We start from the raw sequence: 12,776 nt of genomic DNA on the forward strand, positions 1-12,776 counted from the left end.
CTTTTCAACAGCCTATCATCTTGATGACTTTGTCATCAATCTGAAGACGCCTAAGCGTCTTAATCTTTAAAAGCATCTTTCATTTTACCGAAAAATCCTTTTTTATCTTCCTTGTCTATGGTTTCACCCATTTCGGATGCAAATTCATGGAGCAGTGATTTTTGTTTGTCTGTAAGCTTTTTAGGAACCTCTATTTTAACTCTTACATATTGGTCTCCTTTACCGGCTCCCCTTAAGTTTTTAATTCCTTTATTTTTCAGTCTGAATACTGTTCCTGTCTGTGTTCCCTCCGGTACCTCATACTTAACTTTACCTTCGATTGTAGGAACCTGAATCGAACCTCCCAGCGCTGCTCTTGTAAATGAAATTGGAATTTCACACCAAACATCATTTCCGTCTCTTTCGAATATTTCATGAGGTCTTACATTTAAGTAGACATATAAGTCTCCCGGAGGACCTCCTCGTTCTCCGTGGTTTCCTTCGCCCCTTAGAGGTATTACAGAGCCTGTATCAACACCTGCAGGTATATTGATTGACAGCTTCCTTGATTTCTTTTCCTTGCCGGTACCGCTGCATGTTGTACATGGTTCTTCTACCACTTCTCCGGTACCGCCGCATGTTGTACATGTCTTTGTGCTTGCAAACTGTCCGAACGGTGTCCGCTGCACTGTCCTTATATTGCCTGAGCCGTTGCATGTAGGACATGTTTTTTTGCTTGTACCTGTCTTTGCTCCCGAGCCGTCACAAACGTGACATTTTTCTATACGATTAATCTTAATTTCTTTCTTTGTTCCGAACGCGGCTTCTTCAAAATCTATATCAAGCTTTATTTTAAGGTCGGAGCCTGCTTTTGGTCCGGTTCTTTGAGTTCTTGCTCCGCTGAAGCCCCCTCCAAAGAAATCACCGAATATATCACCGAATATATCACCAAAATCATTAAATCCCGCTCCACCGCCAAAGCCTGAGTTCTGATCAAATGCAGCGTGTCCAAATTGATCATATTTCGCTTTTTTGTCCGGGTCGCTTAAAACTTCATACGCTTCGTTTACTTCTTTAAATTTTGCTTCCGCTTCCTTATTGTCAGGGTTTAAGTCAGGATGGTATTGCTTAGCTAATTTTCTAAATGAGGCCTTTATTTCTTTCTCGTCTGCATCCTTACTGATTCCCAGTATTTCGTAATAATCTCTTTTTGCCACTCTTTCACCACCTTGTCACATACATGAAAATCTGAGATTCTTCAGGCTTAGCCTTCAGAATGACATAAACGGACGATATTGATATGCCCGTATTTGTCATCCTGAGAGCTTTAGCTCGAAGGATCTCAGCATTTTTTTATTTATTACTTATCATCATCATTTATTTCTTCAAATTCTGCATCTACTACATTGTCATCACTTGGAGCATCTTCTTGGTTAAAGTTCGGATCAGCTTCAGGTCCTCCCTGTGCACCTGTTTGAGCATAAAGCTTTTGAGCAAGGTCATTAAATACCTTTGTCAGATTTTCAGTTTTATCCTTCATCTGGCTTATATCGTTGCTTTCAATCGCTTTTTTAAGCTCATCTGCTGCTGCCTGAGCCGCAGCTTTTTCTTCCTCGGATATTTTTCCTTCTAAATCTTTTAAGGTTTTTTCTGTCTGATATACTAATGTATCTGCATTATTTTTAACTTCAATTTCTTCTTTTCTCTTTTTATCTTCTTCCGCATATTGTTCAGCTTCTTTAACCTTCTTTTCTATTTCAGAATCTGACATTTTAGTTGAAGCGGTAATTGTAATTTTTTGTTCTTTTCCTGTACCTAAATCCTTAGCGCTTACATTAACTATGCCGTTAGCATCAATATCAAATGTTACTTCTATCTGAGGAATTCCTCTTGGTGCCGGAACGATACCTGTTAATTGGAATCTGCCTAAAGTGATATTGTCGGCTGCCATTTGTCTTTCACCCTGCAATACATGGATATCAACTGCCGGCTGGTTGTCTGCGGCGGTTGAAAATGTCTGGCTCTTTTTACTCGGTATTCTTGTATTTCTGTCTATTAGTTTAGTGAATACTCCGCCTAATGTTTCAATTCCTAATGATAGTGGTGTAACATCAACAAGCAATATATCATTTCCGAATTCACCTGTTAATACTCCGCCTTGTATAGCTGCTCCTAATGCAACGCATTCATCAGGATTGATTCCCTTGTGAGGATCTTTTCCTGTCAATCTTTTTACTGCTTCCTGAACAGCAGGAATTCTTGTTGAACCACCTACAAGCAATACTTTATCTATATCATTTGCTGTTAATTTAGAATCTGACATTGCCTTTTTTACCGGCTCTATTGTTTTTTCTACTAAAAATGATGTTAATTCATTGAATTTAGCTCTCGTTAAGTCCACGTTCATATGTTTCGGACCTTCCTGAGTTGCTGTGATAAACGGCAAATTGATGTTTGAAGTCATAGCGCTTGACAATTCCTTCTTAGCTGTTTCTGCTGCTTCTTTTAATCTTTGAAGTGCCATTTTATCTTTTCTTAAATCTATTCCATTTTCTTTCTGGAACTGGTCTGCTAAGTAATCTATAATAACCTGATCAAAGTCGTCTCCGCCAAGCTTATTGTTTCCTGATGTTGCTTTAACCTCAAAAACGCCATCACCTATTTCAAGTATCGAAACGTCAAATGTACCTCCGCCAAGGTCATATACCATGATTGTTTGCATATGATCTTCCTTGTCAACTCCATACGCTAAAGCTGCGGCAGTCGGCTCGTTTATTATTCTTTTTACTTCAAGTCCTGCTATTTTACCTGCATCCTTAGTCGCTTGTCTTTGACTGTCTGAAAAATAAGCTGGTACTGTGATAACAGCTTCTGTAACTGTTTCGCCAAGATAACTTTCTGCATCTGCTTTTAATTTTTGAAGTATGAATGCTGAAATTTCCTGCGGCGTATATGATTTACCATCAATATTAACTTTGTGACTTGAACCCATTTCTCTTTTAATAGATGAAATAGTTTTGTCAGGGTTTGTAACTGCCTGTCTTTTTGCAGTTTCACCTACTAATCTTTCTCCGTCTTTTGTGAATGCAACTATTGAAGGTGTAGTTCTTTTTCCTTCTACATTTGCTATAACAACGGCTTCTCCGCCTTCCATAACAGCAACACAAGAGTTTGTTGTTCCTAAGTCAATTCCTATAACTTTACTCATTTTATTCCTCCATATATATTTTAAATTGAATATTTTAAATTAAATATATTTTCTTTATTTGTATTTTTTTGTTTCATATTTGATGATTGGCGATTGTCTATCGCTTACATATTCTTACCATTGATGGTCTTATACATTTATCATTTACAGTATAACCTCTTTGCAGAACATCAATTATGATTCCATCAGCATATTCATCATTATCTTCAAAGCCGACACCGTAATGTACATTATGATCAAAGGGTTGATGCAGTGCTTCTATTTCCTTTAAACCTTTTTTGTTAAGGATTCCCACAAACTGATCATACACCATCTGAACACCTTCTTTGAAGGAGCTTCCTTTTGAGTCATCAGCAGACAATGCTCTTTCAAGATTATCCACTACGGGCAATAAATCTAATATAAAATCAGAAACTGCATTGCTGTAAGTTGATATTTTCTCTTTTTCTGTTCTTGCCTTATAGTTTAAAAAATCTGCTTGTAATCTTATTAATTTGTTGTTTAACTGCTCTATTTCTTCATTTTTAGTTTCTTCTGGCTCTTTTATTTCTTCAGTTTCTTGATTATCAGCAACTGTTTCTTCCTCTATATCATTATCATCTTTAAAAATCTCTTCATCATGCTTCTTTTTCTTAGCCATATCACTACTCCTCTTTATCATCATTAAAGTTTTGACTTATTATTTCATTCATTGCTTCTGACATTGATTTAACCGTTGAAATAACCTTGTCGTAATCCATTCTTGTAGGACCGATAACCCCTATTTTACCTATGAGCTTGCCGTTAATTTTATATGTTGCCGTTATTAAGCTGCAATCTCTAAGTTCGTTATATTGATTTTCGTGACCTATGCTTATGTCTAAAGCATTTTCTCCGGTTATTTGAAACAATTTCGCCAAGCTGTTTTTATCTTCAACAAATGAAATAAATTCTCTCGCTTTGACTACGTCATTGTATTCCGGCAAATTCAATATATTCGTTATGCCATCGGCATATATGTTGAAATCCTCAAATTTGCCTATTTGCTCCATTAAATACGGCAGCAATTCGAAAAGTGAATCTCCGCTGCTCTCTCTTATATAATAAAGCTCTTGAATTATATTCTTTTTAACAGAATCAATATCACCCAATTTATGTCCATACATCTTTTCTGTAAGTGAAGAAGATATTTTATCCATTTGCTCCAAAGGTATCGTATTGCTTAAATTAATCATAACCTGCTTTACTATATCTGAGTTTAAAACTAATACGAGCAGTACTTTCTTATCTGTTACGGGTACCAATTGAATTCTTTTTATTATTGCCTGTTTAAGCTGAGGCGCAACAATAAATGAAGTATATTTTGTAAACTGAGAAAGTATGCGTACAGAGTTCTTAAAAACAGAATCCATTTCATTAGCCTTCTCTTCTATAATACCTCTCAGTTGATGTAAGTTTACATTGCTGGACGACTGGACCTTTTTCCATAAATCATCCACATAATATCTGTATGCTTTATCAGTAGGTATCCTGCCTGCCGAAGCATGGGGCTGGATTAAAAAACCCATTTCCTCCAAATCAGACATTTCATTCCTGATGGTTGCAGGGCTTACTCCAAGCTCGTATTTTTTTGAAATTGTCCTTGAGCCAACTGCTTCCGCATTATCAATATAGCTTGAGATAATTGCCTTAAGTATTTTAATTTTTCTTTTATCCAAAGACATTTCACTCACTCCTTTGTTAGCACTCGCGCTGATTGAGTGCTAAATCCATAAATATAAGATACTACTTAACTGTTGTTTTGTCAATAGGAATTATTAAAAATAGTAATTACATAATTTGATATATCCATACCTTTTGCTGTCAGTTTAATATTGCTATTGTCTACGTCAATCAAGTTATTTTTATGTAAATAATCAATCTGATTTTCAAACATTTTCATGAAATCGGTCGAAAATTTATTATTGAATTCATCTATATTTATACCTTCCGTCAATCTTAATCTGAGCATGATGTATTCAAACATCAAATCATCTTCACTTAATTCTTCGTGTATAATTTTTTCAAGCTTATTTGATTGTAAATTTTCACAATATAAATTCAAATCCGAAGGGTTGCTGAATCTGATATTTTTTAAGAATGAATGAGCTGAAGGTCCTAAGCCAATATATTCTTCTTGGTTCCAATATTTTAAATTATGCTTGCATTCGTACCCCTTTATCGTGAAATTAGAGATTTCATATTGAATTAAATCGTGATTCTCAATTACACTCCTTCCTGCATAATACATTTCTCTCTCGTAATCTTCTTCGGGCATAACAATTTTATTGTTTTGTTCCATTATATAAAGAGGCGTTCCTTTTTCTAACTTTAACGAATAAAATGATATGTGTTTTATACCTTTTTCAATTATTTTCTCAATAGTATCCTCTACATCACTAACAGTTTGGCCGGGAATATTGAACATAACATCTGCATTTATATTTTCAAACCCATTCTTTTTAGCCCTGTCTATTGAGTTCAATGCCTCGTCACCGTTATGGATTCTACCTATTTTTTTTAGTATTTCATCGTTTAATGATTGTATTCCTATACTTAACCTGTTAACTCCTATTTCCTTATACGCTGTTAATTTTTCATCGGATAATGTGTTTGGGTTTGCTTCAATTGTTATTTCCGCATTTTTGTCTATTGCAATTAAGTCATTTATCTCTTCTATGATTCTTTTTAAATTATAAGGTTTTACAATTGTAGGCGTGCCACCGCCAAAAAATATTGTATCTGCTATAAAACCGTTTAACTTCTCTTTATAGCTTTTAATTTCATTTAATATTGCTTCTACATATTTGTTTTCTGTTTCAGAATCCCATTTTATCGAATAGAAATCACAATAATTACATTTTTGCTTACAAAACGGAATGTGTATGTATATACCTAATTTTTTCATAGTACCTCTTAATTATTTTCTTTCAACGTATCCTGCATGATTCATAAAATATTTGTTCCCTGTATATAAAAAGGAGCTGAATCTCAGCTCCGATTATATCATTTCTTATTTTATTATTCAATTTATTTTGCTTTAGCTGTTTTTTCAAATACAGATCTGTCTAATTCGCCTTCTGTTGCTGCAACAACCACTGAGCATGCAGCATCTCCTGTAACGTTAATCATTGTTCTCATCATATCAAGAATTCTGTCAACACCGGCAATAATTGCAATACCTTCTATTGGTAAGCCAACTGTATGAAGAACCATACCAAGCATAATCATACCTGCTCCCGGAACTCCTGCCGTACCGATTGAAGCCAATGTAGCAGTCAGTATAATTGTTAACTGCGCAGTCATAGGTAAAGGTATGCCGTAAATCTGAGCTATAAAAATTGCACATACACCTTGATATATAGCTGTTCCGTCCATGTTGATTGTTGCCCCTAGGGGAAGTGTAAAGCTGCAAATTGATTTTGAAACACCTAAATTTTCTTCGCATCTCTTCATACTTATAGGTAATGTAGCTGAGCTGCTGGCAGTCGTATATGAAAATACCATAGCAGGAGATATCCCCTTAAAGAATTGCACAGGCGATATTTTTGCGAATCCCCAAACGGTTAAAGAATATGTGAGTATCGCATGCAAAGCACAGCCTACATATACTACTATTATTAATTTTAAAAGCGGTAAAAGAACAGATGGTCCGTTAACAGCAACAACAGGAGTGATTAATGCGAACACTCCTATAGGAGCAAAGTTCATTATTACAGCGATTATTTTGTACATTACTTCTGCAAATGAATCGAAGAAGCTCTGTAAATTCTTACCCTTTTCACCGATTCCGATAATACCGGCTCCGATTATTAATGCAAAGGCAATAATCTGAAGCATGTTGCCGTCAACAAGTGCTTTTAAAGGATTGGCAGGTATAATGTTCAATAATGTCTCGATAACATTGGGAGCTGCAGCTATTTCATATGTTGCATCTGCAGGAATTGTATAGCCGCCTCCTACGTTTGTAATATTTGCTAATACAAGACCTATTGTAATGGCAAAGGCAGTCGTAAACAAGTAGTAAGCTACTGTCTTTCCACCGATTCTTCCAAGCTTTCTGACATCGTCCATACTGCATGCACCAACTACTAATGAAGAAAATACCAATGGCACGATTACCAATTTAATAAGATTCAAAAATAATGTTCCAAACGGTTTAATGTAATTATTCGCGATTTCCGGATTCGGCTGAAGAATAATTCCTAAAACAATACCTAATGCCAATCCGATGAAAATCTTTGTTGTTAATTGCATCTTTTTCATAGAATATAACTCCTCCTTTATTTTTTATGAAAACCTTATCATATTATACCTCATTTTTTTCATTTTGTCTCTAAGTATTTTACTTTAAATAATAAGATAATTTTATATCCTACCTAATATAACAAGGCAATTATTGATATTTATTTATATTGTAAGCATGCTGCTGATTTGAAAATAAATGAGTCGATTAATATAACTAAATCGTTTAATAACAGGTAATTTTATTGAACATTTACACCATCTCATCACATGCATACAATACCACAGCAGATGTTACAACTCCTGCTGTCTCTGTTCTCAATATCCTTTTACCTAATGTAACAATGTAAGCACCAACATTCTTAAACATTTCTATTTCTTTTATATCAAAACCGCCTTCAGGACCTATTATTATATAATAATTTTGTTTGACATATGATAAAACATCCTTCAATGTTGAAACATTTTCTAATTCATAGGGAACCAATACAACCGGAGCTTCTTTTTTTATCTTTTCGATAAGCTCTTTTACTGTCATTATATCTTCAACAACGGGTACAATATTTCTTTTGCTTTGCTTTGAAGATTCCTTTGCAATTTTTCTCCATCGGTCCAATTTTTTCTGTTCTCTGTCCTTGTCATTTAATTTTACGACAGTTCTCTCAGTTATTAAAGGAATAAAGGATTTTACACCTAATTCAACATTTTGCTGAATTATAGTTTCCATTTTAGCTTGTTTCGGAATACCTTGGCAAAGTGTTATGTTAATGGCTGTTTCATTGTTTATGTCTAATCTGTCAACTATTGAACAAACTATTTCATCACTATGTATTTCTTCAATTTTCGCAATAAATTCATTGCTCTTTGTAACTATTGAAACTTCGTCACCGACTTTAGCTCTTAAAATTGTTTTCAGATGCTTTAAATCTCCGCCGTTGATTACAACCTTATCATCTATAATATTATCATCAGCACAAAAATATCTGAACATATCTTCCTCCATCGCTATAAAAAATGCATATTGCTCGTTTTATGTCCTCCTGAACGATAGTGAAGGATCTCAGCTTTTAAAGTGATGAGGTCCTTCAAACTAAAGCTTTCAGGATGACACTATCGAAGTTCAGCCGTAATAGACACCCATTCTTCGCTATCGTTAATTTCTAAAATTCTAAAACCAAGCAATTCAAAATCCTTAACAACATCATCAACATATTTTTTAATAACGCCAGATGCTATAATTAAGCCACCCTTTTTTAAAAACTTAGGGAAAGTCGGACTCATTCCCATTATTATCTGGGCAATAATATTTACCGCAATCATATCATATCTGTTAAAGCCAATTTTTCTCTGTAAATCTTCATCCTCTGTTACATCGCCGCAATACACCGAGAATCTGTCTTCAAAAATATTGTTAAGAGCCGCATTTTCTTTTGCTGTTTTAACAGCATTTTCATCAATATCTATACCTGCTGCTTTCTTGGCTCCTAAAAGCAAGGATGCAATTGATAATATACCGCTTCCACAGCCCATATCAAGCACTTCCATGTCTTTTTCCATGTACTTTATCATTTGCTCTATACAAAGGCGCGTTGTATGGTGCTGACCTGTGCCGAAGCTCATACCAGGATCTATTTCTAAAATTATCTTATCTTCATCAGGTTCATTAAATTCTTCCCATGTCGGTTTGATAATTATTTTATCGGATACAGTAAATGGTTTAAAATACTGCTTCCAGTTATTAGCCCAATCCTCATCATTTAAAATTTGTGTTTCAATATCCAACCTTCCAAAATCTATATCCTTATATTCTTCCTTTAAACTCTCAACAAATTTTTCTATTTCTTTAAACAGATGTTTACCTTGATTGTTGTCTGCCAAATAAACCTTGATACAGCTTTCACAACTTTTCATATTTGCCAGATCTTCATCATAGTAATCCCAGTTTAGCGTATCATTATGTAAAAAATCTTCAAAGACACTGGCATCTTCGATTACAGCGTCATTAATACCTAAATTTATTAATGCACCATTTATTATTTCTATTCCATTTGTTGTTGTATAAATTGTTACCTCAGTCCAGTTCATTTTTACTCCTTTATCTCTTTTCTTATCAGATCCACAGGCATATCCTTTCCGGTCCATATTTTGAATGCAACGGCTCCCTGCCACATCACCATCATCAGTCCGTTCATGTATCCGCAACCAACTTCTTCCGCCATTTTCAGAAGCTTTGTCTTCTTTGGGTCATAAATTATATCTGCCACAAACAAATTTTTGTGTAGTACGTCAGGTGATGAAATTATGGCTTGATCTATTGTTTCTTTCATGCCAAGCGATGTGCAATTTACCAATATGGAAGCATCCTTCAGCTCTTTTTTCAGTTCATGCTCCTTCAGTTCAAAAGCCTTACCTTTGCAACCGGGGATATTTTTGTTTATATTCTCAGTTATTTCTTCGGCGGCACTAAAGGTTCTGTTAAAAATAGCAATCTCTCTCGCACCTTCAAATGCCAGCTGCGTTGCAACCGCCCTTGCCGCTCCTCCTGCTCCGGCAATTATTATTTTTTTACCTGTATATTCAACGCTATTTTCTTCAAGTGCTTTTATGAAACCTATACCGTCAGTATTATATCCTATGAGCTTTCCGTTATTATTTTTAACCGTATTTACGGAGCCGATTATTTTGGCATCCTCCGAAATTTCATCAAGATACTCCATAACACTTTTTTTGTGAGGCATCGTCACGTTGCACCCTTCAGCATTCAGAGTCCTGAGGGCATCCAAGCTGCCCTTTATTTGATCTTCTCTGACTTCAAAAGCCATGTACACATAATCGAGCCCAAGCGTATTGAATGCAGTATTGTGCATATGAGGAGACATGCTGTGTTTCACCGGATATCCGAGCAATCCCACCAATTTGGTTGTTGCCTGTATTCTATTTGCCATTTTTCAGCTCCTTTTTAATAGAATTACTCTTCAATTATCTGTATTTCATAATTGATGGGCACGGCTTTATTAAGCATCGCAGCAACACCGCAGTATTTATCCATAGAAAGCTTCACTGCTCTTTCAAGCTTATCATATGGCAGATTCTTACCTTTAAATTTATATACCAATTTTATATAATTGTAAATTTTAGGATCCTCATCTCTCGTTTCAGCTTCAACATCTACATTGACATCTTCAATATCCAATCTCATTTTGCCCGTTATAAGCATTATATCTATTCCGGAGCATCCAATAAGACCCGCCAGCAGCAAAGCTTTAGGGCTTGGTCCATACCCATTGCCTCCATTTTCTGCGGTTGCATCGGTTACAACCTTATGTCCGTTAATTTCCATCTCAAATGCCATATTACCTTTTAATTTAGCTTCTATATTTGTTTTATTCATATTACCAACTCCTGCTATATATAATTCTATTCACTCATTATAATAGATAAAACTATTATTTACAAATATAAAAAATGATAGGTTAATGTTTATTAAAATAAAAATCCCTATCATTTTTGATAGGGTTATTTTTGTTATAAAAAGTGCACCGTGAGGGATTCGAACCCACGACCTTCCGGTTCGTAGCCGAACACTCTATCCAACTGAGCTAACGGTGCAAGGTTTAAGGAAAGGCGCCATCCAGATTTGAACTGGAGATCAAGGTGTTGCAGACCTATGCCTTACCACTTGGCTATAGCGCCTCTATATTTAATTATTGGGGTGAATAGAGGGATTCGAACCCTCGACCTCCAGAGCCACAATCTGGCGCCATAACCAACTAGGCCATATCCACCATATTAAATTTGGGGACATTCCTCTGACTAACAGAGACTTACCCTAAAGAAAGAGGTGTGTCACCTTTCCTCTTAAGCGGGTGAAGGGAATCGGACCCTCGCGACCAGCTTGGAAGGCTGGGGCTCTACCATTGAGCTACACCCGCATATTATTGGGGACATTCTTCCTATCCTTCAAAGATTTCCCCTGATAAAAAGAAGTGTGTCACCTTTCCGCTAAAGCGGAAAACGAGATTCGAACTCGCGACCCTCGCCTTGGCAAGGCGATGCTCTACCACTGAGCCATTTCCGCACTTATAACAGGGACATTCCTCTGACATGCAGGGAATTACCCTGTAGAAAGAGGTGTGTCCCTCTTCCTCTGATGGAAGAGATTGGATTCGAACCAATGAAGGCGTTGCCAACGGATTTACAGTCCGTCCCCTTTAGCCACTCGGGAACTCTTCCTTAATTAAATTAGTATTAATTTGGGGACATTCCTCTTTAGAGGTGTGTACCCTTTTCAGTTTGGGACATTTTTCCTATCCACAGAGACTATCCCTGACAAAAAGAAATGTGTCCCATTTCCTTGAATAAGCTGGTGGGAGGACTTGAACCCCTAACCTACTGATTACAAGTCAGTTGCTCTACCAATTGAGCTACACCAGCATAGCGACCTGGAAGGGGCTCGAACCCTCGACCTCCAGCGTGACAGGCTGGCATTCTAACCAACTGAACTACCAGGCCGTAGTTTTCAAATTTAGTAACATTCCTTTTACTTTCAAATACTATCCCATTACTAAAGGTGTGTCCCCACACCTTTTGAGTGGAAACTATAGGGCTCGAACCTATGACCCTCTGCTTGTAAGGCAGATGCTCTCCCAACTGAGCTAAGCTTCCATATGTATTAATTGATGACCCTACCGGGACTCGAACCCGGGTTATCGCCGTGAAAGGGCGGTGTCTTAACCGCTTGACCATAGGGCCTTTATATCGGGGACATTTCTCAACAGAGATGTGTCCCCCTACCTTTTTGGTAGCGGGAGCTGGATTCGAACCAACGGCCTCCGGGTTATGAGCCCGACGAGCTTCCAACTGCTCTATCCCGCGACGATAATTTGCAAAAACGACCCTATTATCAATTCTGGTGCTTCAATGATGTTAGCTGGCTCCGAGGGTGGGGCTCGAACCCACGACCTACCGGTTAACAGCCGGTTGCTCCACCATTGAGCTACCTCGGAATTTTACGGGGACATTCCGTTAAGATGTGTCCCCTTCCTCTGATTCGGCGACGTCCTACTTTCCCAGGCAGTTACCCACCAAGTATCATCAGCGCTGAAGAGCTTAACTTCCGTGTTCGGGATGGGTACGGGTGTGTCCTCTTCGCTATTGTCACCAAATTCTAGCCCTAACTTTTGAGCCTTTAAGTTCTTTGAATTTTCATTATCAAGAACTCTCAAAACCGCATAGGAAAATTAAAATTGGGGACATTCCTCTGTCTTGCAGAGACTTTCTTTCTGGAAAGAGGTGTGTCCCCTTTCCTTTTTAGGTCAAGACCTCG

General features: G+C 36.8%; 10 protein-coding genes, 12 tRNA genes and 1 rRNA gene. All 23 read right to left on the minus strand.

Annotated features, from left to right (window positions below; translation table 11 throughout):
- Positions 1-59: 59 nt before the first annotated feature.
- On the minus strand, positions 60-1,196 hold the full coding sequence (gene dnaJ, locus HZF24_RS09110) for a molecular chaperone DnaJ (RefSeq protein WP_179238007.1): 1,137 nt from the start codon (positions 1,194-1,196) through the stop codon (positions 60-62).
- A 143-nt stretch (positions 1,197-1,339) separates the two neighbouring features.
- Complete coding sequence (gene dnaK / locus HZF24_RS09115) at positions 1,340-3,187, minus strand: molecular chaperone DnaK (RefSeq protein ID WP_179238008.1); 1,848 nt, start codon at positions 3,185-3,187, stop codon at positions 1,340-1,342.
- A 97-nt stretch (positions 3,188-3,284) separates the two neighbouring features.
- A complete protein-coding gene (grpE, locus tag HZF24_RS09120) occupies positions 3,285-3,827 on the minus strand; it encodes a nucleotide exchange factor GrpE (protein ID WP_179238009.1) in 543 nt (180 codons plus the stop codon).
- A 4-nt stretch (positions 3,828-3,831) separates the two neighbouring features.
- A complete protein-coding gene (hrcA, locus tag HZF24_RS09125; protein WP_179238010.1) occupies positions 3,832-4,890 on the minus strand; it encodes a heat-inducible transcriptional repressor HrcA in 1,059 nt (352 codons plus the stop codon).
- Between the two features lie 80 nt (positions 4,891-4,970).
- Entirely contained in the window at positions 4,971-6,113 is a 1,143-nt protein-coding gene (gene hemW, locus HZF24_RS09130; protein WP_179238011.1) for a radical SAM family heme chaperone HemW, read from the minus strand.
- A gap of 122 nt (positions 6,114-6,235) precedes the next feature.
- Entirely contained in the window at positions 6,236-7,462 is a 1,227-nt protein-coding gene (locus HZF24_RS09135; protein WP_407695751.1) for a dicarboxylate/amino acid:cation symporter, read from the minus strand.
- Between the two features lie 241 nt (positions 7,463-7,703).
- Positions 7,704-8,441 carry an RsmE family RNA methyltransferase gene (locus HZF24_RS09140; RefSeq protein WP_179238013.1) on the minus strand — a complete coding sequence of 246 codons (738 nt, stop codon included), beginning with the start codon at positions 8,439-8,441 and terminating at the stop codon, positions 7,704-7,706.
- 119 nt (positions 8,442-8,560) lie between these two features.
- Positions 8,561-9,535 (minus strand): 50S ribosomal protein L11 methyltransferase, encoded by a 975-nt coding sequence (prmA, locus tag HZF24_RS09145; protein WP_179238014.1) that lies wholly within the window; start codon positions 9,533-9,535, stop codon positions 8,561-8,563.
- Positions 9,536-9,537: 2 nt separating this feature from the next.
- The gene (locus tag HZF24_RS09150) at positions 9,538-10,395 is read right to left on the minus strand and encodes a shikimate dehydrogenase (RefSeq protein ID WP_179238015.1); all 858 of its coding nucleotides are present in this window, start codon (positions 10,393-10,395) and stop codon (positions 9,538-9,540) included.
- 23 nt (positions 10,396-10,418) lie between these two features.
- Positions 10,419-10,841, minus strand: a complete 423-nt coding sequence (locus tag HZF24_RS09155) for an OsmC family protein (protein WP_179238016.1) — start codon at positions 10,839-10,841, stop codon at positions 10,419-10,421.
- 144 nt (positions 10,842-10,985) lie between these two features.
- Positions 10,986-11,059 (minus strand) — tRNA-Arg (locus HZF24_RS09160).
- Between the two features lie 13 nt (positions 11,060-11,072).
- Positions 11,073-11,143 (minus strand) — tRNA-Cys (locus HZF24_RS09165).
- A gap of 15 nt (positions 11,144-11,158) precedes the next feature.
- Positions 11,159-11,235 (minus strand) — tRNA-His (locus HZF24_RS09170).
- A 76-nt stretch (positions 11,236-11,311) separates the two neighbouring features.
- Positions 11,312-11,382, minus strand: a tRNA-Gly gene (locus HZF24_RS09175).
- 74 nt (positions 11,383-11,456) lie between these two features.
- Positions 11,457-11,528 (minus strand) — tRNA-Gly (locus tag HZF24_RS09180).
- A gap of 73 nt (positions 11,529-11,601) precedes the next feature.
- Positions 11,602-11,683 (minus strand) — tRNA-Tyr (locus HZF24_RS09185).
- 128 nt (positions 11,684-11,811) lie between these two features.
- A tRNA-Thr gene (locus HZF24_RS09190) sits at positions 11,812-11,884 on the minus strand.
- A gap of 4 nt (positions 11,885-11,888) precedes the next feature.
- Positions 11,889-11,962: transfer RNA gene (locus HZF24_RS09195), tRNA-Asp, on the minus strand.
- 80 nt (positions 11,963-12,042) lie between these two features.
- A tRNA-Val gene (locus HZF24_RS09200) sits at positions 12,043-12,115 on the minus strand.
- 15 nt (positions 12,116-12,130) lie between these two features.
- A tRNA-Glu gene (locus tag HZF24_RS09205) sits at positions 12,131-12,202 on the minus strand.
- A 47-nt stretch (positions 12,203-12,249) separates the two neighbouring features.
- A tRNA-Met gene (locus HZF24_RS09210) sits at positions 12,250-12,325 on the minus strand.
- 56 nt (positions 12,326-12,381) lie between these two features.
- Positions 12,382-12,456 (minus strand) — tRNA-Asn (locus HZF24_RS09215).
- Positions 12,457-12,498: 42 nt separating this feature from the next.
- Positions 12,499-12,615, minus strand: a 5S ribosomal RNA gene (rrf, locus tag HZF24_RS09220).
- Positions 12,616-12,776: the final 161 nt, after the last annotated feature.

The sequence above is a fragment of the Sedimentibacter hydroxybenzoicus DSM 7310 genome (assembly GCF_013403245.1).
Classification (GTDB): domain Bacteria; phylum Bacillota; class Clostridia; order Tissierellales; family Sedimentibacteraceae; genus Sedimentibacter; species Sedimentibacter hydroxybenzoicus.

Excerpts from the sequence above, each read along its gene's own strand:
- dnaK (WP_179238008.1), bottom strand. The coding sequence starts at position 3,187 with ATGAGTAAAGTTATAGGAATTGACTTAGGAACAACAAACTCTTGTGTT.
- grpE (WP_179238009.1), bottom strand. The coding sequence starts at position 3,827 with ATGGCTAAGAAAAAGAAGCATGATGAAGAGATTTTTAAAGATGATAAT.
- hrcA (WP_179238010.1), bottom strand. The coding sequence starts at position 4,890 with ATGTCTTTGGATAAAAGAAAAATTAAAATACTTAAGGCAATTATCTCA.
- hemW (WP_179238011.1), bottom strand. The coding sequence starts at position 6,113 with ATGAAAAAATTAGGTATATACATACACATTCCGTTTTGTAAGCAAAAA.
- HZF24_RS09135 (WP_407695751.1), bottom strand. The coding sequence starts at position 7,462 with ATGCAATTAACAACAAAGATTTTCATCGGATTGGCATTAGGTATTGTT.
- HZF24_RS09140 (WP_179238013.1), bottom strand. The coding sequence starts at position 8,441 with ATGTTCAGATATTTTTGTGCTGATGATAATATTATAGATGATAAGGTT.
- prmA (WP_179238014.1), bottom strand. The coding sequence starts at position 9,535 with ATGAACTGGACTGAGGTAACAATTTATACAACAACAAATGGAATAGAA.
- HZF24_RS09150 (WP_179238015.1), bottom strand. The coding sequence starts at position 10,395 with ATGGCAAATAGAATACAGGCAACAACCAAATTGGTGGGATTGCTCGGA.
- HZF24_RS09155 (WP_179238016.1), bottom strand. The coding sequence starts at position 10,841 with ATGAATAAAACAAATATAGAAGCTAAATTAAAAGGTAATATGGCATTT.